The 24,480-nt window shown below is 48.6% G+C and carries 25 protein-coding genes; 3 read left to right on the forward strand and 22 right to left on the reverse strand.

The annotated features are described in order from the left end of the window. Window positions 1-1,356: PAS domain-containing protein (locus OEY58_12180; GenBank protein ID MDH5326210.1), on the reverse strand; the 1,356-nt coding region annotated here is incomplete at its 3' end. A 216-nt stretch (window positions 1,357-1,572) separates the two neighbouring features. Between OEY58_12180 and OEY58_12185 the strand changes: the two genes are divergently transcribed. Continuing rightward, window positions 1,573-2,517 carry a glutathione S-transferase family protein gene (locus tag OEY58_12185; GenBank protein MDH5326211.1) on the forward strand — a complete coding sequence of 315 codons (945 nt, stop codon included), beginning with the start codon at window positions 1,573-1,575 and terminating at the stop codon, window positions 2,515-2,517. Window positions 2,518-2,602: 85 nt separating this feature from the next. On the opposite strand, the gene OEY58_12190 is transcribed toward OEY58_12185, so the two are convergent. Both OEY58_12190 and fliB read right to left on the reverse strand, forming a co-directional pair. Then, window positions 2,603-3,730, reverse strand: coding sequence for an HD domain-containing protein (locus OEY58_12190; GenBank protein ID MDH5326212.1), 1,128 nt, complete (start codon window positions 3,728-3,730; stop codon window positions 2,603-2,605). Next, on the reverse strand, window positions 3,731-4,912 hold the full coding sequence (fliB, locus tag OEY58_12195) for a flagellin lysine-N-methylase (GenBank protein ID MDH5326213.1): 1,182 nt from the start codon (window positions 4,910-4,912) through the stop codon (window positions 3,731-3,733). 166 nt (window positions 4,913-5,078) lie between these two features. Here fliB and OEY58_12200 point away from each other — a divergent pair, with 166 nt between their 5' ends. Then, on the forward strand, window positions 5,079-5,825 hold the full coding sequence (locus OEY58_12200; GenBank protein ID MDH5326214.1) for a 1-acyl-sn-glycerol-3-phosphate acyltransferase: 747 nt from the start codon (window positions 5,079-5,081) through the stop codon (window positions 5,823-5,825). A gap of 16 nt (window positions 5,826-5,841) precedes the next feature. Here the strand turns inward: OEY58_12200 and der are convergent, their stop codons facing one another. From der to trmJ, 19 genes are all read right to left on the reverse strand, one after another. Continuing rightward, window positions 5,842-7,236, reverse strand: a complete 1,395-nt coding sequence (der, locus tag OEY58_12205; protein ID MDH5326215.1) for a ribosome biogenesis GTPase Der — start codon at window positions 7,234-7,236, stop codon at window positions 5,842-5,844. 16 nt (window positions 7,237-7,252) lie between these two features. Then, on the reverse strand, window positions 7,253-8,512 hold the full coding sequence (bamB, locus tag OEY58_12210; protein MDH5326216.1) for an outer membrane protein assembly factor BamB: 1,260 nt from the start codon (window positions 8,510-8,512) through the stop codon (window positions 7,253-7,255). 2 nt (window positions 8,513-8,514) lie between these two features. Beyond that, window positions 8,515-9,171, reverse strand: a complete 657-nt coding sequence (locus OEY58_12215; protein ID MDH5326217.1) for a tetratricopeptide repeat protein — start codon at window positions 9,169-9,171, stop codon at window positions 8,515-8,517. A gap of 69 nt (window positions 9,172-9,240) precedes the next feature. After that, complete coding sequence (gene hisS / locus OEY58_12220; GenBank protein MDH5326218.1) at window positions 9,241-10,518, reverse strand: histidine--tRNA ligase; 1,278 nt, start codon at window positions 10,516-10,518, stop codon at window positions 9,241-9,243. 112 nt (window positions 10,519-10,630) lie between these two features. Continuing rightward, a complete protein-coding gene (gene ispG, locus OEY58_12225) occupies window positions 10,631-11,764 on the reverse strand; it encodes a flavodoxin-dependent (E)-4-hydroxy-3-methylbut-2-enyl-diphosphate synthase (GenBank protein MDH5326219.1) in 1,134 nt (377 codons plus the stop codon). A 45-nt stretch (window positions 11,765-11,809) separates the two neighbouring features. Further along, window positions 11,810-12,772 carry a DUF4115 domain-containing protein gene (locus OEY58_12230; protein ID MDH5326220.1) on the reverse strand — a complete coding sequence of 321 codons (963 nt, stop codon included), beginning with the start codon at window positions 12,770-12,772 and terminating at the stop codon, window positions 11,810-11,812. Continuing rightward, window positions 12,769-13,539 (reverse strand): type IV pilus biogenesis/stability protein PilW, encoded by a 771-nt coding sequence (gene pilW, locus OEY58_12235; GenBank protein MDH5326221.1) that lies wholly within the window; start codon window positions 13,537-13,539, stop codon window positions 12,769-12,771. The genes OEY58_12230 and pilW overlap by 4 nt, the downstream gene beginning before the upstream one ends. Continuing rightward, window positions 13,540-14,634: a 23S rRNA (adenine(2503)-C(2))-methyltransferase RlmN gene (gene rlmN, locus OEY58_12240; protein ID MDH5326222.1), complete on the reverse strand. Its 1,095-nt coding sequence runs from the start codon at window positions 14,632-14,634 to the stop codon at window positions 13,540-13,542. A 19-nt stretch (window positions 14,635-14,653) separates the two neighbouring features. Next, complete coding sequence (ndk, locus tag OEY58_12245; GenBank protein MDH5326223.1) at window positions 14,654-15,085, reverse strand: nucleoside-diphosphate kinase; 432 nt, start codon at window positions 15,083-15,085, stop codon at window positions 14,654-14,656. A gap of 147 nt (window positions 15,086-15,232) precedes the next feature. Next, window positions 15,233-16,072 (reverse strand): HDOD domain-containing protein, encoded by an 840-nt coding sequence (locus OEY58_12250; protein ID MDH5326224.1) that lies wholly within the window; start codon window positions 16,070-16,072, stop codon window positions 15,233-15,235. 131 nt (window positions 16,073-16,203) lie between these two features. Beyond that, window positions 16,204-16,404, reverse strand: a complete 201-nt coding sequence (gene iscX / locus OEY58_12255) for a Fe-S cluster assembly protein IscX (protein MDH5326225.1) — start codon at window positions 16,402-16,404, stop codon at window positions 16,204-16,206. 16 nt (window positions 16,405-16,420) lie between these two features. Then, on the reverse strand, window positions 16,421-16,759 hold the full coding sequence (gene fdx / locus OEY58_12260; GenBank protein MDH5326226.1) for an ISC system 2Fe-2S type ferredoxin: 339 nt from the start codon (window positions 16,757-16,759) through the stop codon (window positions 16,421-16,423). Window positions 16,760-16,761: 2 nt separating this feature from the next. Further along, complete coding sequence (gene hscA, locus OEY58_12265; protein MDH5326227.1) at window positions 16,762-18,648, reverse strand: Fe-S protein assembly chaperone HscA; 1,887 nt, start codon at window positions 18,646-18,648, stop codon at window positions 16,762-16,764. A gap of 67 nt (window positions 18,649-18,715) precedes the next feature. After that, on the reverse strand, window positions 18,716-19,264 hold the full coding sequence (hscB, locus tag OEY58_12270; GenBank protein MDH5326228.1) for a Fe-S protein assembly co-chaperone HscB: 549 nt from the start codon (window positions 19,262-19,264) through the stop codon (window positions 18,716-18,718). A gap of 30 nt (window positions 19,265-19,294) precedes the next feature. After that, window positions 19,295-19,618 (reverse strand): iron-sulfur cluster assembly protein IscA, encoded by a 324-nt coding sequence (gene iscA, locus OEY58_12275; GenBank protein MDH5326229.1) that lies wholly within the window; start codon window positions 19,616-19,618, stop codon window positions 19,295-19,297. 72 nt (window positions 19,619-19,690) lie between these two features. After that, complete coding sequence (locus OEY58_12280) at window positions 19,691-20,905, reverse strand: IscS subfamily cysteine desulfurase (GenBank protein MDH5326230.1); 1,215 nt, start codon at window positions 20,903-20,905, stop codon at window positions 19,691-19,693. Between the two features lie 282 nt (window positions 20,906-21,187). Then, window positions 21,188-21,697 carry a Fe-S cluster assembly transcriptional regulator IscR gene (gene iscR / locus OEY58_12285; protein ID MDH5326231.1) on the reverse strand — a complete coding sequence of 170 codons (510 nt, stop codon included), beginning with the start codon at window positions 21,695-21,697 and terminating at the stop codon, window positions 21,188-21,190. Between the two features lie 143 nt (window positions 21,698-21,840). Then, on the reverse strand, window positions 21,841-22,665 hold the full coding sequence (cysE, locus tag OEY58_12290) for a serine O-acetyltransferase (GenBank protein MDH5326232.1): 825 nt from the start codon (window positions 22,663-22,665) through the stop codon (window positions 21,841-21,843). A 114-nt stretch (window positions 22,666-22,779) separates the two neighbouring features. Further along, window positions 22,780-23,499: a tRNA (cytosine(32)/uridine(32)-2'-O)-methyltransferase TrmJ gene (gene trmJ / locus OEY58_12295; GenBank protein MDH5326233.1), complete on the reverse strand. Its 720-nt coding sequence runs from the start codon at window positions 23,497-23,499 to the stop codon at window positions 22,780-22,782. A 169-nt stretch (window positions 23,500-23,668) separates the two neighbouring features. Here trmJ and suhB point away from each other — a divergent pair, with 169 nt between their 5' ends. Then, window positions 23,669-24,469 (forward strand): inositol-1-monophosphatase, encoded by an 801-nt coding sequence (gene suhB, locus OEY58_12300; GenBank protein MDH5326234.1) that lies wholly within the window; start codon window positions 23,669-23,671, stop codon window positions 24,467-24,469. Window positions 24,470-24,480: the final 11 nt, after the last annotated feature.

Consider the following 24,480-nt stretch of genomic DNA (forward strand, 5'->3'; position numbering starts at 1 on the left):
TCCCACATTCTTGGTGGTAAAAAATGGTTCGAAAATACGCTGTTTCGCCTCTTCGCTGATACCACTGCCGGTGTCGCTTACACTTAAACGGGCATAGCTGCCTGATGCCAGATTTAAAGGCATACCGGCCTGCCCCTGCTGCACCTGTACTTTTTCACAATGTATGCTGACCTTCCCTCGTTGTTTCATGGCATAGGCAGCATTGCTGATCAAATTAATTAGAATTTGTTTTAATTCGCCATGATCAATGCGGACAAACAAAGGCTCTTTACAACTATCCACTTGTAGGTCAATGGCTGAAGATAATGTGGAACGAATAAACTCCAGTTCCTTACGCACCTGCCCTTCCAGTTCAGTTAATTCTTCCTTACGACTATTGGTCCTGCTAAAAGATAACAGTTGCTGAACCAAGTCTCTGGAGCGGTTAGCCGCTGCTAACACCTGGCCCAAATGCTTTTTCATCCGTTCATCGGGATGAGTACAATTAATTATTAAATCCGTGTTACCTATGACGATTCCCAGCATGTTGTTAAATTCGTGGGCAATACCGCCGGCCAATGTACCGATAGCCTGCATTTTCTGTGCGTGATGAATTTTTCGCTCCAGTTTGGCCTTATCGGTTTCCAGCTGCTTGCGTTCATCGATGTTGACCCAGTTACCGATAATATCAACCGCATCGCCCACATGATTGCGAATTAACCGCAATTCGTCGTGAATCCAATGGTAAGTGCCGTCACTGTGTAAAAACCGATATTCGTGACCCAGCGATCCGTTGTCATATAAGCGCCTCATTTCCTCATATACCCTGTCTCTATCCTCCGGGTGAATATGTTGTCCCCAAAAAGTTGGGTCATCGGTAAACTGGCGCGGCGCATAACCGGTGAGTCTGCGTACATTGTTGCTGATAAAAGTGGAAGAGAAATGCTGTGCCGGTTCACAGCGATATACCACTGTAGCGCTTTCCTCCAGAATTTCATCCAGATTTTGCTCCACGTAGGTTAATTGCTTTTTCAACTCTGTAATATCAATCAGAACACCGCAGAGCAGTTCCGGGTTGCTCATATGCTGGACCCTGTCCTGGACCCACCGAACTTCATTATCTTTGTTGGTGATACGATATTCCAGACTCAGCGATTGGCCTACCGAGAGATTTTTAAGGGCTCGCAGCACTTCCTGACGATCATAGGGGTGAATGGTATCCAACCATAAAGTACCCTTGGACATCCAATCTGCATCAGTATACCCATAGACATGACTTACTGCTTTATTCACATACTGGATGTGGAGATTTTTCGCGTTCGCTGTATAAATAACTTCGGGCAACCACTCCACTATGTCTTTATACATTTCCCTCATCTCTTCCCTGATTTTCTACCCCCTACTCCTGTGCGGCTCCGTGCACAGGTACTTGTAGGTTTTTCCTACAAATTCCAGGCCAGGATCATACAAAACAGTGCTTACATCGCAGTAATTCTGTTACAACTCTGTAAAACCACACTAATTATATAGTTTCTGCGCAAGCCGTTCTGAATGTGGTATATTGGCCAACATTGCTACATAGGAGACCGACTCATGCCTCATACAAACGCGGACGGTGAATTTATCCGCTGGGAATCTGCATTTCGAAGCTGGATAACCCCTGACGGCCAAGCAGGACCCAGTGGCCAAGCCGGGTTTGCCGCAGAACCTAACCGTTACCATTTATTTGTTTCCTATGCCTGCCCCTGGGCTCACCGTACTTTGATTTACCGACGCTTAAAAAAACTTGAAGAATTTATCAGTGTGTCCGTTGTTAGCCCGGATATGGGCCCGGAGAGCTGGCATTTTGACCCTACTTTTCCAGGCTCCACCGTTGATCACATTTACAATTCCAAATTTCTGTACGAGGTCTACCGCAAGGTTCGCCCGGATTTCGACGGTGTGGTCACGGTGCCGGTGTTATGGGACAAAAAACAAAATACCATCGTCAATAATGAATCGTCAGAAATCATTCGAATGCTGAATTCGGCATTCAATGAGTTTACCGACGTTAAAACGGATTACTACCCCGAAGCTCTACGCACTGAGATTGACGCCATAAACCACGTGGTTTACGACCATATCAACAACGGTGTGTACCGCTGTGGTTTTGCCACGTCACAACAAGCTTATGAAAAAGCCTTTGACAGTCTTTTTAGTACGTTGGATGATCTGGAACAGCGTCTAAGCCAACAACGCTTCCTGGCAGGTGGGCAAATAACCGAAGCCGACTGGCGCCTATTACCCACCTTGCTTCGATTCGATCCGGTATACGTGGGACATTTTAAGTGCAATTTGCGTCGCATCGCCGATTTCCCCAACCTTTGCAACTACACACGCGACCTGTATCAACACCCCGGAGTAGCAGAGACGTTTGAATTGAATCACGTAAAACGGCACTACTATTTCAGCCACGAATCCATAAACCCCACCCGCATCGTCCCCAAAGGGCCCGAGTTGGATTATATGGCACCGCATGATCGGGAGCGTTTTTCTTAACGTTGTTGGAGCACACGGCGACGGCAGGCGGAAGTCGGGTACACGAGGCTGACGTTTATCACAGCGTAATTGTAAGAAAACCTAACTACCCAAACTGATTCTCTTGAAACTGAGATTGAATGCCTTCAACTTGACTCATATTATCCAGCAAGGCTTGCACACAATCCTGGTCCAGTTGTTGCCCTGCCATTTTTCGCAACATATCCAGTGCCTGACTGTTGCTCCAGGCTTCCTTATAAGGTCTTTGCGTCGTCAGGGCGTCAAATACATCCGCTACGGCGACGATGCGTGCTTCCAGGGGAATATCACTGCCGCATTTACCATCCGGATAGCCGGTGCCATTCACAGCTTCGTGATGATATTGGGCTATATTGCGCAGCACATTAATGTGATTAATATTCCCCAGGCCAAAGTTAGCAATCATGGTATCAATCATTTCTCTCCCTTTTTCGGCATGGGAGTGCATTAGAACGGTTTCGGCAGAGTTGAGCTTGCCAGGTTTGAGCAGAACACTATCCGGAATAGCTACTTTACCTATATCGTGCAAAGGCGCAAACATAAACACATGCTCAATGTACTCGTCATTCAAATCATATTTATCGGCCAGTGCCAGTGCAATTAAGCGGCTGTAACGGGACATACGGTCTAAATGGCTGCCGGTTTCAGGGTCACGCACATGAGTAAACTGGCTGGTCGTACTCACCGCTGCCGTCATAACCCGAAGCATATACAATTCATTCACGATCATTAAAGAAATGAGATGACCGTACACATCCAAATCAGTCAATACTTTTTCGGTGAAAACTTCTTTCTCGTAAGAATTAAAAAACAAAAAACCGAAAAACTCACCGCTGTAAAACATGGGCATGGTATAACTGGCAGCGTAACCCTGGCGGCCAATTCGATTGGTGTGTTCCTGGGTACCGTGCTCAAAAGTCACCAAATTGTTCACCACCCGGGGCTTACCCTGCCTAAGAATATCCTTCAACGAAGTGGCCTCATCCAACAATGCCTGGTAGTGAAACAGCGGATCATCATCACCGCTGCTGTGCAGAAAGGTTTTCAATACTTTGGTATCTGGATCATATACCGTAACGGCAATACGGGCGATAAAAGGAAACTTCTCCTGTACCACGTGATGTGCGTAAACGAGCTTTTCCTTCAAAGGGATATGATCATTCAACTTGCTCAGCACATCCTGGTGTTCAAACATTCACGCCCCCGAAAACAGATCAATAAAGCACAAACAGTACTTTTCCACTTGCAACATATGTGAATCCGACTGCAGTTGCATGGCAACATTTGAATTCTGCACCAAACGCCGATCCATTTCCGTGATGCACTCTTTAAATGTCTGCTTGCCTACTGTTCCATGCGTTTCATTTTGGTTCCATAACATTATTTGTAGCACAGCCAGGTTAAGCATGCCATTAACCAGGGTAATCTCATGACTATATTTGGGTGCAAATGGAAATCCCAAATTAGTAAAATATGCTTTTAAGTAGGGTCGCAGCATGGGATTCAGCAGTTTCATACTCTTGCGGGCGTTTTTTCTCATGAAACTGATGTGTTGGTAGATTTTTTGGTAATTTTCGTGAGACTCCGGCGACTCCATGAGTTGTTTCAGTTTGGAGCCGGGTTCACTCAAATACTTGGTATGAATATCCGCTGTGGTGAGCATGGAATAAATACTGCGCCAAAACGAACCTGCTGTTACCGAATCGGGACGAATCTCGCCACGGTTAACCAACGACACAATATCCTGCAGATTTGCTCCCAGATTATCCTCCAAACTCTGCAAGGCCTGCGGTTGCAGTTGTCCGGCATGGTAAAGGGAAAAAATATCATTAAAAACATCTGTTATATAGAACAACATCACACCCAACGGCAGTTTTTTTTGACTCAAAATGACATCCAAGACATCCGCTGCTTGATTTAACAATAGTGTGGAAGCATCCGACTTTTCGGACGGTTCTACCGACCGACTGAATACCGTTTGAGTCCCTGAGGAAAAAAATCGCTGCACGATTTCGGGACAGGAAAAAGACCCGGTGGAAACGCACCGCTGCTCATTCTGTACTACGGATCTGGGAAAGGTTCGGCAAACCTCGGGAATAAAATCATGGCCAAACCGAAGCTGAATATCGCAAAGTTTATCCCTGTTTAAGGCTACACAGGACTTATTGGGATTTTTCCCCATTTGTTGCGGCTGAGACTCCGGTGCCACCACCATATCCAGCAAATATTGACGATCCTCTTCACCTAAATGTTGCCATTTTTCCAGGGTTGCCGCATCGATGCCGATAACCCAATTCTCACTACAGCAACTGCGGGGGCACTGGGACCCCGTACAGACAAACCCTTCCATAGCTTGCAAATGAAAGTTTTGATTCACACTGACTCCCGATACCACTGATTCATCATGCCGGAATTATACGCCAGTCATAGAAATGGGAAAGTCTGATTTTCCAGGTTTCAAACCCCAAATTCCGGGGTTGCTCGCTATACTATGTAAAAGTCAAATTTCTCAGCTTGAATTATTATCAACCGGTGGACGGACAATGCTGGCATTTATACTACGCACACTTTGGTTACTCTGGTGTTGGATCGAACTGACAGTATTTACCTTGAGTCTGTATTTGCTGGCTTGGATACCGGGAATTGGACGTTGGACCCCCTATCATTCCTGGTTTCGGCTTTGGTGCTCGTTTTTTGTCAGAGCCCTGGGCGTGAATCTGGTCCTGCACGAAAAAAACCAAAAACCCTTACCACGCCATTTTATTTTTATTTCCAATCATCCTTCGGCTTTTGAAGACGTTGGGGTTCCGGCCTTGTTTGATGTATACCCACTGGCCAAAGTGGAGGTACGCTCATGGTTTCTGGTGGGAAAAATCAATGCCGCAGCACAAACCCTGTTTGTAAAACGCGAAGACAAGGAATCACGTCAAGCAGCAGTGCAAAATATGATCGATCGGCTGAAACAAGGCCATAACGTGGCATTGTTTCCGGAAGGTGGTTGCAAAGGGCGACGGATAGCACCGTTTCAGTATGGTGCTTTTGATATCTCCCTGCAAACAGGTATCCCTATTCTACCGGTGTTTCTCCATTATGAATCTCAGGACACCTTTGAGTGGCGCGACCCGCAAACTTTGATACACAAATTGTGGCACTTTATAACCTGTCGGAACAGCAAAGCCAATTATTACGTCTACGACGCCATCTACCCGGAGAACTTCAGTGACAAAAAGGCATTTGCCGAACACGTGCATCGCATGTATTTGCGCTGGCAGGAAAAGTATTTGGACTGAATGCTACTGCAGTTTGTTATCTATTTTTCTTAACAAACTTTCTCAAGCGTTTTTTACTGCGAATTTGCCTTGGCGTGAGAGTATTGCGTTTACCTTCAAAGGGGTTGTGGCCGGACTTAAACTCTATACGCAAAGGAGTCCCTTGCAAACGCAACGCCTTGCGGAAAAAATTAGATAAATAACGCTGGTAGTGGCTGGGAACCTTATCCACTTGGTTGCCGTGAATAATGATGCGCGGTGGATTACGCCCCCCTTGGTGAGCATACCGTAATTTAATACGACGCCCTTTAACCAGTTGCGGCTGATGTGCCGTCACCGCGTTTTCCAGTAAAGTGGTCAGCTCAGAAGTCGACACATCAATAAATGCAGAACGGTAAGCTTGTTCTATAGGCTTGTACAACTTACCTACCCCGCTGCCGTGCAATGCCGATATAAAATGAATCTCGGCAAAATCTGCAAACTGTAAGCGCCGTTGCAATTCTGATTTCACCTGGTCGCGTTCATCCGCTGCCAAGCCATCCCACTTGTTAACTGCAATCACCAGGGCTTTACCCGCATCCAACACAAAACCCAGCAAATGGGCATCCTGGTCACTGATCCCTTCACGGGCATCCACCACCATCAACACCACATTGGCAGCTTCCACTGCCTGCAAAGCTTTAATAACGCTAAACTTCTCCAGTTTATCGTCGATTTTGGATTTACGCCGGACTCCGGCCGTATCAATCAATGTGAATTTTTTTCCGTCCCGTTCAAAAGGAATAAAAATACTGTCGCGGGTGGTTCCCGGCATATCTAAGGCAAGAACACGATCTTCGCCCAAAAGCCGATTGACAAGGGTCGATTTACCCACGTTGGGTTTGCCAACAATGGCAATGCGAATGCCCGCATCTTCATTCTCGCCCTCGAGATCGTCTTCATCGGGAACATCTTGAAGGACGGCTTCGATCAAACTTGTTACGCCACCGCCATGAGACGCTGTAATACCGATGGGGTCTCCCAAGCCGAGTGCGTAGAATTCGGAGACACTCACATCGGGATTCGTACCGTCAATTTTGTTTACCACCAATTGCACCCGTTTGTTAAAAGGGCGGAGTTGGGTGGCTATTTCATGATCCTGTGAACTCAATCCCTCCCGCGCGCTGACCAGAAACAGTACGGTGTCCGCTTCCTCTACTGCCTGCCAAACCTGGCCGGCCATTTTCACATCCAAATTCTGTTCGTCGCCACTTAGACCGCCGGTATCAATCACAATGAACGGCTTGGAACCGAGGCGGCCTTCGCCGTATTTACGATCACGGGTCAAGCCAGGTTGATCCGCCACCAGGGCGTCTCGAGACCGGGTTAAGCAATTAAATAAAGTGGATTTGCCCACATTGGGGCGACCGACTAACGCAATGACGGGCTTCATGAGTATTCAAACCGTCTCAGGGATTTGTCTTGGTGGATTTTTCGGGGTTTTTGGGTGCTTTAGGTGTTTCTGTCAAAGCCTTAACGGTGGGTTCGATAATTTCAAAGGCCGCCAAAGAACCGACGTTATCACGCACCAATACACGAGTACCGGCCACAACGGGTGTAGCACTAATGGCATAGTCCCAGTCTTCAATAGGCTCGCCATCGCCCCAATCCACAAACGCGCTAAGATAAACATCCTGCATATGCAAACGCGCTAAAAAATCTCCGTCTTCTTGGGATAACCAATGAATATTACCGGTCACATCCCCAACCACGACTGTCTTACCCAAAACTACCGGGGTTCCGGGGTCCCGGTCAGCGAGGTTTTCCTGACGCCATACGGTGGCCCCTGTATTGGTATCCAATGCCCAAACAATTCCCTGTGAGTCGCTCAGATAGAGCTTATCTCCGTGAACCGTAATTCCGGAATAGGATGACATGTCTCGAGACCAAATCACATTGCCGTCCCGCGCTGAGATAGCAGCCACCCGCCCCTGGTAAGATACTGCGTAAATGGTGTTACCCGACGCGTACATGCGCGCATCCACATCCACCATACGCTCAGTATCGGTGCGCCCGTGGGGTACGGCTAACGCCAGTTCCCACAAGCTTTTACCGCGGCTCAGGTCGTAGGCGATCAACTTACCATTATCAAAACCGGCGACAATTTTTCCGTCCAGCACCAAGGGAGTGGCTCCGCCTCGCAGACTCAGGGCTGGTACTGTTTGTTTCTCCGTCCAGATACGATGACCATCGTGTAGATTCAAAGCGATCAAGTACCCGGCAATAGATTGCAATAATACTTTATCCTGAGCGATCACCGGCTGTATTACAATTTCCGTATCCGCTTTGTGACGCCATTTTTCCCGGCCTGATGCAATATCCAGAGCTACCACCGTGGAATCGTCCTGGACCAGCACTAATGTTTGTTGACCCAAGCCAGGACCGGCAATAATGCGATCACCGGACAAACGTACCTGCCACTTGATTTTACCATTGAGCAATTGCAGAGCTGCCACGTAACCTGACTCATTGGCGACGTAGACGATGCCGTCAGCACTGACCATCGGCAATTGACGAAATTCTCGGTAATGCTTGTCTCCGCTTTGTGACACCCATTGCGTTGCCAGTTGAATTTTCGGCGTGACCGCCTGCAGTTCTTTGAGTTCTTTATAGGATGTTGAGCAGGCGCCAATCAACAACGGCAACACGGCAAATACCAGCTTTTTCATTATCAGGACTCTTTCGCAACGGAGAGGTCTGCAGGCTTACCTAAATCATCCAGCTTCATTTCAATAAAGTTACGCGCGCGTGAGTCAGGTTCCAGTTTTTGCAAAGCCATGGCATAAGCGCTTCGTGCCTGATCGATTTCACCTTTAGCAACATAAATGTCGCCTTTGACTTCTTCATAGGCTGCAGCAAAGCCACCTTTTTGTACGCTGTCCTGCAAGCTCAGAGCCTCATCGGCGTTACCTTCAGCCAGCAACACCCGCATTAAACGCAATCGCGCCACATGCTGGAGATCTACATCATCCGTATTGGAAATAGCCCAGTTCAAATGAGTTTTGGCTGCGACCAAATCCTGCTGTTCCACTTTGATTTTAGCCATTAGTAGAGCGGCAAAGGGGGCATAGGCCGTATCTGCATATTGCCCTAATAACGAGGCACCCAATTCTTCCGCTTTGGTAAAATTGGATTTTCCAACCTCTTGCGACATCAGTTCGTATTCAGCGGAAGCCACTTCTATATGGGAGTAGTGGGATTTGAGCCACGCCTGACCACCTAACAACACACCTATTCCCAACAGAACACCGCCAATAACGGATTTGCCGTTGTCCTTCCACCATTTTTTAAGGGCTTCGACCTGTTGCTCTTCTGTTTCGTAGTTCATGATACCTGACCTGCGGTCTCCAATGGTTAACATTCAGTGGCGCCTAGCGCGCGCCAGCCCGACACTTTACTAAACTCGGCCTGACTTGGACAGCACTTGGGCCAGAATTTCCTGTAACTTTTGCAGCGGAACCGTCTCTTGTTCCCGGTTATCCCGTAAGTACTTAATACTTATTGAATTATTTTGCAACTCCGCTTCCCCCAGAATCAATGCCAGTGCAGCACCGGACTTGTCCGCTTTCTTGAACTGAGCTTTCATTCCACCGCCGCCACAATGATTCACCAGACGCAGCTCGGGTAGCTCATCGCGTAAGCGCTCCGCCAATTGCATCGCCGCAATTTGTGCGTCCCCTAGCCCAATCAGGTAGACATGGGGTAAATGCTGGGGTTGCAGGTGATCCTTGACCAACTCAAACAAACGCTCCATACCAATAGCAAAACCGGCAGCTGGGCTGGGCTTACCGCCCAACTGTTCCACCAAACCATCAAAGCGACCGCCTGCACAAACTGCGCTCTGGGCTCCCAGACGGTCAGTAATCCACTCAAAGACGGTTTTGGTATAGTAATCCAAGCCTCGCACCAGGCAGGGATTGATAACATAATCCACACCAGCAGCATCCAACATGGCTTGCAATGCCTGAAAGTGCTCCCTGGATTCTGAGTCCAAATATTCCTCCAGTTTAGGTGCATCCTGCACCAGGGCATACAGGTCCGGATTTTTGCTATCCAGGATGCGCATCGGATTGCTGTGTAAGCGCCGCGTACTGTCTTCATCCAACTGCTCTTTATGAGCACTAAAATATTCCACCAATTGTTCCCGGTATTGTACCCGGCACTGAGGCGTGCCTAAGGAATTGATTTGTAATTGCAGCCCCTGTAGACCCAGGGCTCGCCACAAGCGGGCGCTCAACAAAATCAATTCGGCATCCATATCCGGACCTTGGAACCCAAAGGTCTCAACGCCGATTTGGTGAAATTGACGATAACGACCTTTCTGGGGTCGTTCATGACGAAACATAGGACCCATATACCACAAGCGTTGAGTCTGATTGTATAACAAGCCATTTTCGATCCCGGCACGCACGCAACCGGCGGTGCCTTCCGGACGCAGGGTGAGCCAATCACCATTGCGGTCCTCGAAACTGTACATTTCTTTTTCGACAATATCGGTCACTTCACCAATGGAGCGCTTAAACAGTTCAGTTTTCTCCACGATGGGCATGCGAATTTCGCTGTAACCGTATTGCGTCATCAAGCGCCTTGTTTGCGCTTCCAGAGCTTGCCAATAGGGTGTTTCATCCGGTGAAAAATCTTTCATTCCCCGAATGGCTTGAATTGATTTTGACACGAAAAAATCCCCGATTTTTTATTATCGCGTGAAATGCTGTTGTATTGGACGGATAAGTGCCGGCTTGGTTCCAGCCCATATCTCGAAGCAGCTGTCCGCGATTCGCCTCTAACTAGCCCACGTGGTTCAGGTTAACTTGCACAACCTCGTCGGTTCCCGCAGCGTTATCTTGCTGCTCCCGGATTTGCCGGCGAATGGCTTTTTCCAATTCGTCCACGAGTTGCTCATCCGTGACTTTATGGTGCGGTTTGCCGCCCATGTACAGCAGATTGGGCTCCCCCCCGGTTAAACCCACATGGGCTTCTTTCGCCTCTCCCGGTCCATTAACCACGCAGCCGATCACGGCTACATCCAAGGGTACCAAAATATCTTCCAAACGTTCTTCCAATGCATTGACGGTAGCAATCACATCGAACTTTTGCCGCGAACAGGAAGGACAGGCAATGAGGTTAATCCCTTTTCGGCGAATGTGCAGGCTTTTCAAAATATCAAAGCCCACTTTGATTTCCTCAACCGGATCAGCTGCCAGCGAGACGCGAATGGTATCGCCAATACCCTCGGCCAGCAACATACCCAGACCAATGGCGGATTTTACCGCACCGGAGCGAATGCTGCCGGCTTCCGTAATACCCAGGTGCAAAGGTTGCTCGATTTGTGTCGCCAGCTCTCGGTAGGCCATTACGGTCATAAACACATCGGATGCTTTCAGGCTGATTTTAAAGTCTGGAAAATCCAGCTTATCTAAAATATCAATATGTCTTTTCGCGGATTCTACCAGGGCTTGTGGCGTGGGTTCGCCGTATTTTTTCTGTAAATCCTTTTCCAAGGATCCCGCATTAACACCAATGCGAATGGGAATGTTGCCATCCCGTGCCGCCGACACCACGGCGCGCACCCGATCTTCGCGTCCAATGTTACCGGGATTGATACGCAAACAATCCACACCCAATTGAGCAACCCGCAAGGCAATTTTGTAATCAAAATGAATGTCTGCCACTAAGGGCACGGCTACCTGCCGGCGAATTTTTCCAAAGGCTTCCGCCGCATCCATACTGGGTACAGAGACTCGAACAATATCCGCTCCCACCTGTTCCAGGGCACGTATCTGTGCCACAGTGGCATCCACATCGCAAGTTTCCGTATTGGTCATACTCTGCACTGCGATAGGTGCTCCACCCCCTATGGGAACATTCCCCACCATTATGCGTCGAGAGGCTCGACGCTTAATCGTATAACTAAGCTGCATAAAACTCTAAGACCTTATGTATTAAATTCTTGTTTTGTCCAACGACTATGGAGCCTTTAAAGTAAACCTGGCCACATCCTCTTTTCCCTGGTACTTGGAGAAATCATAGACTTCTCCGTTGTATTTTATTTCAACAGCGGGGCCGTTACCCAAAATCACATCAAACGGTGCTACGCCACTCAGCTCTTTGGTAGCCCCAGCTAACCCCAAGCTTTTCATTAAGGGCTTGCCGGTCGCATCCATGATTTGCACCCAGGAATTGGCACTGAATTTTAAGGACAGATTCGTCTTCAAATCTTCCGTAGTTTCCAAAGGCGCGATAAAACCGGTATCGGTACGCTCACGCTTTTCCAATGTCAAGGGTTTAGTCACTTGTTGGGGCTTTTCTTCAGAACCCTGTAACCGGGACAGTGTATCTGCATCGATAGGAGCAACATCGTTGCTCAACACTTCCAGATTCGTGGACTGAATATTTTTTTCCACTGCGTCATCCAGACGGGTCTGCAGCTCGGGTACCGGAACATCGTCTGAATAATACAGAGAAAACCAACTCATGGTCACCAATACCGCCAAAGCACCGGTGATAGCCCCATAGCGCTTTAGCAGCGCTAAATTAGAATGGGCAAACAAGGTAAAACCTTTGGGCAAAGACTCGGTGACCTTTTGCAACCTGGAATGCACCGTTGCCTGTCGATAAATCGGCACTTCGGCTCCGCTGGTCTCATGCGACTGTAAATAATCCGAGGCAACAGAGTCCGGCGACAGCTCCACCAGCTTGGCGTAGGCACGCAAATATCCCACGGTGTACACCGGCTGAGGCAAAACATCCGCATCATCTTGCTCAATGGCAGCTATGGTTTTTACATCCAGCTTCAACCATCGGGCAATATCAGCCCGTTCAATATTGCGATCTTCTCGAGCTCGTTGCAGACGTGCCCCCACGGCGGGAGTGCGAGCGTAAACTTCAACCGTTTCTTCAACTTCAGCTTCAGCTGTTTCATCGCTCATGGCGTTGTATCTCCTTGCGATGTTTCATTTAACCATTGATTAAATTCTCGGGACTTTGGAAAGCCGGCACGCAATGATGAGGCATAACGCTGTTCCGCCTTTGCATCTCCCAGTTTACGCTCCGCCTGAATTCCCAACAACAGACTTTGCGGATTGGGCTGCGATACCGCTTCAAACCGTTGCAAATAAGCCCGAACTGACAAATACCGCTGTTTAGAAAACATGATATTCGCCATACCTAACAATGACTTAGGAAGCTCTGCGTTAATTTGCAAAGCTTTGCGAAAATACTCTTCCGCTTTTTTCAAATCCGGAACCTGAGCGGCGCATATTCCAGCATTTTCATACACTTGCTCACGAATATCATTTCTGCGGAACTCCAATGCTTTTTTAAAATAATATTCCGCATCCTCGAAGTTTCCCTGTCGACACAAGAAGCCTCCGTAATTATTGTAGACGTCTACTTTTTCCGGTTGAAGTGATACGGCGGAAGTATAATGATCTTCCGCTTCGTCATATTTATACAGGCGGTCGTACACCACTGCTAAAACGGTGTGTACATCACCGTAGTCGCTTTTCGCCCGTAATGCCTTGAGCAAAACGCGCAAAGCATCATCCAGACGATTTTGCTCCAAATAACCCATGCCGAGTTTTAAATTGACATCGGCGATTTTAAATTCTTTCGTTTCTTTAGGGTCCATCACTGAGCACGCAGCCAGCGTCAACACCAGAGAAAGCATAATAAGCCAGGCAAGAGGATTAACCACCTAACCGGCCTCCCGTACCATCACCTCGTTGCGTGTGGTTCGTTTAGTCTTGTCCTCGACACGTCCCACTAACTGACCACAAGCGGCATCAATATCGTCACCTCGGGTTTTTCGCGTAACAGTATTCAACCCACCTTGCACCAGTTTTTCCTGAAACGCCCGAATTACCGCTGCGCTGGAACGTTCATAATGCGACTGGGGAAAGGGATTAAACGGTATCAAATTGACTTTCACCGGACGCCCGCGTAGTAAGCGAATCAACTCCTCAGCATGATGCATTTGATCATTTACACCTTTCAACATGACGTATTCAATTGTAATTAAGCGGCTGCGCTCATAATTCACATAGTGTTCGCTGGCCTCCAGCACCTCGGCAATCGGGTACTTACGGTTCAGTGGCACCAGTTCGTTGCGCAACTCATCATTAGGGGCATGCAGGGACAGGGCCAAACTAATATCCGTCACTTTCGCCAAACGGTACAGCGCCGGTACTACACCGGCAGTACTCAATGTGACCCGACGCTTGGACAACCCATAGGCGAAATCATCCATCATCAAGTCCGTGGCTTTGACCACATTGTCGAAATTGAGCAACGGTTCACCCATCCCCATAAGCACTACATTGGAAATGACACGTTGATCCTTGGTATACCCCAGTGCTTTATTGGCTACCCAAAGTTGGCCAATAATCTCGTGAACACTGAGATTGCGATTAAAACCTTGCCGTGCGGTGGAACAAAAAGAACACTCCAACGCGCAACCGATTTGAGAGGACACGCACAGGGTTCCACGGCCACTTTCGGGAATGAACACCATTTCCACGTGATTACCGCTGTCCATTTTCAGCACCCACTTGCGGCTGCCGTCTTCAGATTGGACATCCAAAACCACCTCAGGTGCCCTAACTTCGGCAATTTCCTGCAGTTGAGCTCGCAGCTTTTTACTGAGATTGCTCATAGCATCAAAATCGGACACACCCAATTGGTGTACCCATTTGAGGACCTGATTGGTCCGAAAGGTCTTTTCACCCAGCTGAGTGAAAAACTGGTCCAACTCCTTACGGGGAAAATCCAACAGATTAATTTTAGTGCTCATGTAGCAATTCCCCTGCAAATCAGCGGGTGCGCTCGCACAATTCCTGAGGTGTAAACATAAACGCTATTTCAGCTTTGGCGGTATCCGGCCCGTCAGAACCGTGAACAGCGTTTTCATCTATGGTACTGGCAAAATCAGCGCGAATGGTTCCCGCTGCCGCGTCGGCAGGATTGGTTGCACCCATGATTTCCCGATTCTTGCTGATGGCATTCTCCCCTTCCAGCACCTGAACCATTACTGGGCCGGAGGTCATAAACTCAACCAGATCCTTGAAAAAAGGGCGCTCTTTGTGAACAGCATAAAACCCCTCAGCCTGCTCTTTAGACATGTGAATCATCTTAGAGGCGACGATACGCAAACCCGCAGACTCAAAACGGTCGTAGATTTTGCCAATCACATTTTTAGCAACCGCATCAGGTTTGATTATAGAAAAGGTTCTTTCAATAGCCATTCAACAACTCCAACAATTTCAAAGGGTTCGCCGGCCTCATTCCGAGCCCGGAATCAAACCGTTTTATTCAGTGATTAACATTTAATTATACACTGAATTAATTGTTGGATGGGGAGGTTTTTTGCCCTTGCTGATGGACCTTAACGCTTAAATCATCAGGGCGTCGTGCACTTCTTGGATATTCTCTCCCTCAGACATATCAACCACACTAACGCTGGTATCCAAACCCAGCTTTGCAAAGGCCGGGACCGTCTCCCAGTCGACCTTAGCCAATTCATGGTCTTTGTCCACATAGCTCTGTAGATTCGCAACAATTACCAAATCCAGAAAATCCGCAGCCCCATCATGCCGGCGTAGTACATTTTCATGGTGAGCTGCCACATCGACAAACATCTCCGGAAACTCCCATTTTTTCAGCATTGCCTCACCAATAGCGGTGTGGGTATTGCGAATAACCCTGTCCAGCAAGGCGTTATCATTGAGCAACTCGGGTACATCCTCGGCTCGTTTGATAATGGGCAACATACCAATATCATGCATCAACCCGGCAAGTAAGGCTTGATCCGGTTTCAGCTTGGCAAAGCCTGACAATGCATGGGAGATGGCCGCCACTTGAGCGCTATGATCCCAAAATTCGCGAAACTTGGTATCGGAAACCTCCGTGGTTGGCTGAAACATTTGCTGAACTATCAAGCTGTTAGCCAAATTAGTCACCATGGAATTGCCCATGCGGGTCACCGCCGATTCCACCGTTTCTATACGTGTGCTGCCGCGTATCAATGGGCTGTTGGCCACCTGAATCAACCGGGCAGTCAAACCGGCATCCGTTTGAATGACCTCGGCAATACGCTGGGTGCTCACATCCGGATCTTCCAGTACCTCTCTGATTTTCAAGGCCACTTCCGGAAGACTGGGCAGCACCATTTGATCTGAGTGCAACTCGTCCAACAATTCCTTTGTAATTTGCTCTTCCATGTTTGAGCTCATCGATCCACCTCTTATGTTCCCTGAGAAAAAACCACGGTTAATTCAAGCGAGGATCATGCCAAGGCGGGGACTTGTATCGCAGACAGGTTTGCAATGCGGGCTGGGAAAAGACTAATGGTGGGTGATTTACTTCAATCCCGCTCTTCAATCCAATTCATTTGGATCGCCTCCAGGATTTTCTCGCCACAGTGTTCTGCGTCATCATTGAAATCGTCCAGTGCCAAAACCCAGGCCATAAGGTCGGTAAACCGAATATTGCGCGGGTCCACATCAGGATGCGCTTCATCCAGGGCTATTGCGATTTCCAGGGAATCGGTCCATTTCAGTTCCATTGTGTTTTCCCGAAGGCTAGTGGTTTTCAGAAACCATATTTATAGTGTATTTGGGAATCTCCACAATTAAATCCTGATCCCCAACCTTCGCTTGGCAACTCAAGCGCGACTCCGGCTCCAGTCCCCAAGCCTTATCCAAAAGATCTTCTTCTTCTTCCTCGGCCTCATCGAGACTACTAAAGCCTTCACGAATAATAACGTGACAGGTAGTACAAGCGCAGGATTTTTCACAGGCATGCTCAATCTCAATACCGTTTTTCTGTGCCGCATCGCAAATAGTGGTCCCGGGTTCGGCCTCTATAACAGCGCCGTCCGGACAAATTTCTTCATGGGGTAAAAATATTATTTGGGTCATGCCTATTCAAAATCTCCAACTTTATGCCCGGCCATGGCTTTCTTGATGCCGGCATCCATACGCCTGGCGGCAAATTCCACCGAATCGTTGTTTAATTGATCCACGGCCTGTTTGATCTCTCTATGATTTTCGCTACGGTTTAACAGCTGTTGTAAATTATCCATACCGTGTTGCAACTGTTCGATCTCCTGCGGCGACAACAGTTGCTCACCGTCTTCCTTTAAAGCTTGCACCAAAGCCTCCAACACTCGCTGTGCTTCAACCCTCTGTTCATTAAGATTGCGAGCGGCCACGTCTTCGCTGGCATGAGCCATGGCCTCACGCAGCATGGTTTCTATTTCCGTATCCGTTAAGCCGTATGAAGGTTTGACTTGTACGTTGGATTCAATCCCCTGGGTTTGTTCTCGGGCGCTGACAGATAACAAACCGTCCGCATCCACCTGGAATGTCACACGAATTCGGGCCGCACCGGCAACCATGGGAGGAATGCCTCTGAGCTCAAATTTTGCCAGAGAGCGACAATCACTCACCAACTCGCGCTCACCCTGTACCACATGAATGGACATGGCCGTCTGACCGTCTTTAAAAGTAGTAAAGTCCTGCGCCTTGGAAACAGGAATAGTGGTGTTTCTTTGAATCACTTTCTCCGTTAAACCACCCATGGTCTCTATACCCAAAGACAGAGGGATCACATCCAGCAATAATAATTGATCATCCGGTTTGTTACCGGCCAAAATATCCGCCTGAATCGCTGCACCCAAGGCGACCACTTTGTCAGGATCAAGATCCACCAGCGGTTCACACTCGAAAAACTCACCCACTTGGCTGCGAACATAGGGAACTCGCGTGGAGCCTCCCACCATCACCACATCCTGCACCTCGTGCACCTCAATACCCGCATCACGCAAAGCCCGGCGACAAGACAAGAGGGTACGCTTAACAACAGGGTCAATAAGGCGGTTAAACTCCTCCCGAGTTAGTCGCTCACTCCACTGGATACCGCCCGGTAGATTCAACTGGATGGGCACTTGCTCCGCCTGACTCAGCTGTTCCTTGACTCGGCAGGCTTCGTGGCGCAGGGCACGCTTAAAAGTGGCTGATTCTTGAGTACTTACATCGATCTGGACAGCGGCCCTGGACACCATCCAGTCCATAATCAGTTTGTCCATATCGTCACCGCCCAGCGCCGTATCGCCGGCCGTGGACATAACCTCAAATACACCCCGATGCAGACGCAGGATAGATACATCAAAAGTTCCCCCGCCCAAATCGTAGATCACATGTACGCCTTCGGCCTGCTGATCCAACCCATAAGCCACTGCCGCTGCCGTGGGCTCATTTAATAGACGGAAAACATGCAAACCGGCCAGTGTAGCCGCATCTTTAGTTGCCTGGCGCTGAGCATCATCAAAATAAGCCGGCACAGTAATGACACAGCCGGTCAACTCACCGCCCAGAGCCTGCTCTGCACGCCCTCGCAAATGGGCAAGGATGTCAGCGGAAACCTCTACCGCGCTTTTGTCTCCGGCAGCGGTACGAATTTTGGGTACGGCGGATTCGGTTTTCACGTACTCGGCAATCTTCGCGGCATCTGCCATGACATCATCATAACCACGCCCCATAATCCGCTTGACGGACAATATGGTGTTCTGTGGATCCTCAATCATAGCCGCGCGTGCCTCACTACCCACATCACAACTGCCGTTATCTTTATAACGTACCACTGAAGGCAGCAGGTGCATTCCCTGGGCATCGGCGATGGTTTCCGCCAAACCGCTGCGTACAGTTGCCACCAGGGAATTAGTGGTTCCTAAATCGATACCCACCGCCAGCCGATGTTGATGTGGGGCAGTAGACTGCCCGGGTTCACTGATTTGTATTAAAGCCATAATCCGTATTATCTGGAACCTGGGGTAGGTTCTTGTCTATTTTAATCCAGCTGCCGGGAGAAGTAAGTTACAGCAATTGCTCTTCCAACTCCCGACTTTCCTGTTGTAATTTACTGATGAATTGCAGGCGTTTCACCAAATCCTTAGAGTGTTGTAACTGTTCCTGCAAGCTGCCCAAACTTTTCATCAATGGCCGCAATTGTTCTAAAACCTGCGTCAGCAATTGATCCAGTCCCTTGTTAAAATCCAACAATTCGCCCACAGGGTCTGCCGCACTGCTGATAGCGGCCAGAGATTCCCGCAATTCCATTTGCTGCATTAAAAAACCCTGATCCATTGATGTCGCCGTATCGTGCAACACATCACACCCTGCCAAACCTAACATATAGATTGCCCGGCTCAAGGGACCTCGCAACGTTTGATAGGCCTCATTAATCAGCGCGGATTGTTGCACGGACAAACGCCTTTCAGCATCGCCTTTATTGGCAAAGTTGTCAGGGTGTACGATGGATTGCAACCGGCGAAATCTTTCGCTTAAATCCTGGAGATTGACATCATAGGAAACCGGCAATTCAAACAGCTCAAAATAATTACTGGTGAGATTCACCGTGGTCATTGTGTTATTACTTGCGTTTGCGTCACTACTTTAAACAGTAAAACTTTCACCGCAACCGCAACGATCCTTCTCGTTTGGATTGTTAAACTGGAAACCTTCATTCAATCCTTCTTTACCATAATCCAACTCGGTACCATCCAGGTAAATCAAGCTTTTGGGGTCTACGATCAGAGTAACACCGTGATGTTCAAACACAGTATCCTCTGCCTGAACCTCATCGGCAAATTCCATAATGTAGGCCATACCCGAGCAACCGGTGGTTTTTACACCCAAACGCAAGCCTACGCCCTTGCCCCGGTTTTCCAGAAAAGATTTCACGCGATTTGCCGCGGACTCTGTTAATGTGATGCTCATAACTTAATATTCCAATTAATCCAACCAAACAACCTAACTCAGCACTATCACCCGTTCCATGTGAGCGCGGGATTAGTGCGCTGCCCATTTCACCGTGGATAAATCAACACCATCCTTATACATATCCCATAATGGGGACAGTTCCCGCAATTTTCCAATCGCGTGGTTGATTTGCTCAATGGCAAAATCGATATCCGCCTCATTGGTAAACCGGCCAATACTGAAACGTATGGAACTGTGGGCCAATTCGTCACTGCGACCTAAAGCCCGTAACACATAGGAGGGCTCCAGACTGGAGGAAGTGCAAGCTGAACCGGAAGACACCGCCAGACCTTTTAAGGCCATGATCAATGACTCACCTTCCACGAAATTAAAACTGACATTAAGAATATTGGGCACACCATGATCCAAATCACCATTGATGTACACTTCTTCCAAACCCTTGAGACCTTCGTATAAACGGTTTCGCAATGCGGCTATTTTGTTACGATCGTCCGCCATGCGTTCTTTGGCAATCCTAAAAGCCTCGCCCATCCCCACGATTTGGTGAGTGGCCAGAGTACCGGAGCGCATACCGCGTTCATGACCGCCACCGTGCATTTGGGCTTCCAGTCGGACCCGAGGCTTACGTCGAACGTAAAGGGCACCGATACCCTTGGGACCGTAAACTTTGTGTCCGGAGAAGGACATCAAGTCCACTTTTAATTGCTCCAGATCAATATCCACCTTGCCCGCGCTTTGAGCTGCGTCTACATGAAAAATAATGCCTTTGGACCGGGTCATGTCGCCGATGGCGGCAATGTCCTGAATAATGCCAATTTCATTGTTTACATGCATGATGGAAACCAAAATGGTATCCGCTCGCATGGCAGCTTCCAGTTTTTGCAAATCAATTAAACCGTTGGGCTCCGGGTCCATATACGTGACTTCAAAACCTTCCCGTTCCAACTGGCGACAGGTATCCAAAACTGCTTTGTGCTCTGTTTTGGAAGTGATGATGTGCTTGCCTTTTTTGCTGTAAAAATGCGCCACGCCTTTAATGGCCAGATTGTCGGACTCTGTGGCTCCTGAAGTCCAGACGATTTCCTTAGGGTTTGCGTTGACCAATGCGGCAACCTGGTTTCTGGCTTCTTCTACGGCAGTTTCTGCGTTCCAACCGAAAGCATGGGAACGCGATGCCGGATTACCGAATTCACCCTCCAGCGTTAAATACTGGGTCATTTTTTCTGCAACGGCCGGGTCCATTGGAGTGGTGGCCGCATAATCCATATAAATGGGTTTATTCATCAAATACTCCGTGAATCTCTGGTATTAACCGCATGCGTGGGAACAGGTGTCTGGAAACTTCAACCTCGAACAGCGGGTTTACGAGCCCAAGTGTATAACAATCAATCGTTTCAATAAACGCTATAGTGCACGCGTGAAATGCACCCGATCCACCGCCGACTTCAGACGACTGCGATCTCCCCCAAAATTTTATATCTAAAAACCAGGACTTATACCCGGTTTTGTGCCGGAAACTCGCCTCCCCCGTGAGCTCACGGGGAAACACGAGAACCGACCAAACGCTTACATTGCCAGTATATTATCGTTGCGTTCAGTAGAGGCGTCATCTGCCGCAGCAGCGTTTTTGTTGCTGTTATGCAGTTGATCCTGACGTGCGGCCACATCTTTCACATGACGTTGTTCAACTAACTTGCCCAACGTGATGCCGTGCAGAAAGTCGTACAACAAATCACTCAAGTCAGTCCACAGCTGATGCGTCAAGCAACGTTCGCCATTTTGGCACCCCTGCTCACCGGAACAACGAGTAGCATCTACTTTTTCATCCACGGCGGCAATGATGTCCGCAACATTGATGTCATTGGAATCGCGACTCAGACGATAACCGCCACCCGGGCCTCGTGCACTGGAAACCAATTCCCGCTTCCGCAATTTTGCGAATAACTGCTCCAGATATGACAAAGAAATACCTTGTCGCTGGGAAATGTCGGCTAAAGTAATCGGCCCTTCAGTAGCGTGAACAGCCAAATCCAACATAGCAGTAACCGCGTAGCGGCCTTTAGTTGTCAATCTCATAATAAATTTCCTTTGATTTTCAAAGCTTTTTTACTGAATTTTATAATGTTATACCCTGTCCGGTAGTACAGGGAATAAATTGAGTGTACTATTACACACTCGCTGTAGTAATATTAATAATACCAGACCTATTTTGTCAAGTATTATATCCCCCCCTTCTCCGAAGGGTTAGTCAGTTTATCGTCCGCAGCGCTTTTTGGATGAGCGTCTTGCATCCCGATTTCACAAGATTCCAGCTCTGGTAATTCAACATCCTTAAATTCCGCATCCATGGCTTTCAGAGCAGCACACATGGCTTCGATTTTCTTATCTACAGCGTGGGTATGGTCTAATATACAATTAATGGCGTGAGCCACTGGATCCGGCGCATCCCGGGTAACGCCATAGGCATCAAATCCCATTTTTTTGGCCATATCATGCCGATGATCGTTTTCTGGAGAGGAAGTGTGGGTACCTACCGCTCGTCCGGGCACACCCACAACCGTACAATTTTCAGCCACATCTTTGACCACCACGGCATTGGAACCAACACGCACTCCACTGGCCAAAGTGATGGGCCCCAACACCTTGGCACCGGCACCCACCACCACGTCATTTTTAAGCGTCGGATGACGTTTGCCTTTTTCCCAACTGGTGCCGCCCAAGGTCACCCCATGGTATAGAGTGCAATCATCACCAATTTCCGCCGTTTCTCCAATCACCACCCCCATACCGTGATCGATGAAAAAGCGCCTTCCGATTTTGGCACCGGGATGAATCTCAATTCCCGTAATCCAGCGGGCAAACCCGGCAATGGCTCGCGCTAACCAGAAAAAATCCCGTACCCACAAAGCGTGGCTGAGTCGGTGAATGATCACCGCATGCACTCCGGGGTAAGTGGTAATAACTTCGAAGAAAGTGCGAGCGGCAGGGTCTCGGTCAAATACACAAGCCACATCTTCTTTTATTCGCTTGAAAAACTGTCTCATGGGAACCTTTTTGGTTTAACAACGCATTGTTGCTGCGCGGTTGCGCTTTATCTTACTTAAATAGTGGCCTATGCAACAGATTACAAGGCCGGGCAACCGCAGTGAAGTTTTGCACTAGGGTTTTCTGTTTTTCTGCACTGTCGAGAGTATTCCACGCATAATGTTAAGCTCCACCACATCCAGTTGAGCTCGATTAAACAAACGCCTTAAGCGGCGCATCATTTTACGAGGATGGTCCTGACTGAGAAAGCCAATCTCGGAAATAACGTGAAATAAGTGCTCGTAAAACAATTCCATCTGCTCTGAACTCGCCGCCGCTGCTTCATTGTCCATCACTTGCGGTGGTTCCCGGGAAGCCATTTGCAGTTCATAGGCAATGACTTGAACCGCAGCCGCCAAGTTCAAGGAACTGTACTCGGGATTACTGGGGATATGTACAAGATAGTGGCACAATTCCAACTCTTCGTTGGTCAGCCCGGAATTTTCCCGACCAAACACGATTGCTACTGTTTCTCCGGCTCCGGCCCGTTGCAGAGACTCACTGGCGCATTGTCTCGGGTCAAGTTCCGGCCAAGCCAAACGACGCAGTCTGGCACTGGCACCCAGCACCAAACTGCAGTCCTTTAGAGCATCCGCCAGAGTGGAGAATACCTGTACTTTTTGCAGCACATCATCCGCGCCGGATGCCCTGGCCGTGGCTTGGGCATGGGGATACAAAACCGGATCTACCAGGCGTAAATTCTCCAGACACATGTTTTTCATGGCTCGAGCCACGCCGCCGATATTTCCCGGATGGGACGTGTTTACCAATACAATTTGTATATTTTCCAGCATAATTCCAGTTACCACAGCCCTGAGCACAAAAAACCCTATTGTAACTTTAATTCGCACCTTAACGGGTATTTACTGACTGAAAAATGGCAATTTAGGTGTGAATTTGATACATTTGCCGCCCCAACGCTCTATGCGGAAACCCGAACTTTTACTTAGCTGAATACATCCTATGCATCCTACGCTTAATATCGCTGTTCGCGCCGCGCGCTCAGCAGGAAACATTATTGTTCGCTCCATGGACCGGATCGGACAACTTAATATAACCACCAAATCCAGCAATGATTTTGTCTCTGAGGTTGACCAAAAAGCAGAGCAGGAAATCATATACACCTTGCGCAAGGCCTTTCCCAGTCACGGTATTCTGGCGGAGGAAAGCGGCTCGCAGAAGGGCGATGGCGACTACCTCTGGATCATTGATCCCCTGGACGGCACCACCAATTTTTTACACGGCTTCCCACAGTTTGCCGTATCCATCGCCTTACAGCATAAAGGCCGTTTGGAACACGCTGTGGTGTACGACCCCCTGAGTCAGGAGTTATTTACAGCTTCTCGAGGTAGCGGAGCACAGTTAAATGATCGCCGCATTCGAGTATCCAAACACTCTGACTTGAACGGTGCACTGCTGGGCACGGGTTTTCCATTTAAAATGCAGCAACACCTGGACGCGTATCTAGCCACGTTCAAGGCCCTGTTTCCCATGACGGCCGGCATACGTCGCGCCGGTTCGGCGGCTCTGGATCTCGCTTATGTTGCCGCCGGCCGTTTAGATGGTTTTTGGGAAATTGGCCTCAACCGCTGGGACATGGCCGCAGGTGCTCTCATCATTCAAGAGGCCGGTGGTTTAATCAGCGATTTCAGCGGCGGCCACCGCTATTTGGAAACCGGCAATGTCGTGGCCGGAAATCCCAAAATTTTTAAATCCATACTTCAATCCATCAATCCCCATTTGACCGAAGAGTTGAAACAGTAGTTTAAACCGCT

This window comes from Gammaproteobacteria bacterium (assembly GCA_029882975.1).
Taxonomy (GTDB): Bacteria; Pseudomonadota; Gammaproteobacteria; order SZUA-152; family SZUA-152; genus JAJDNG01.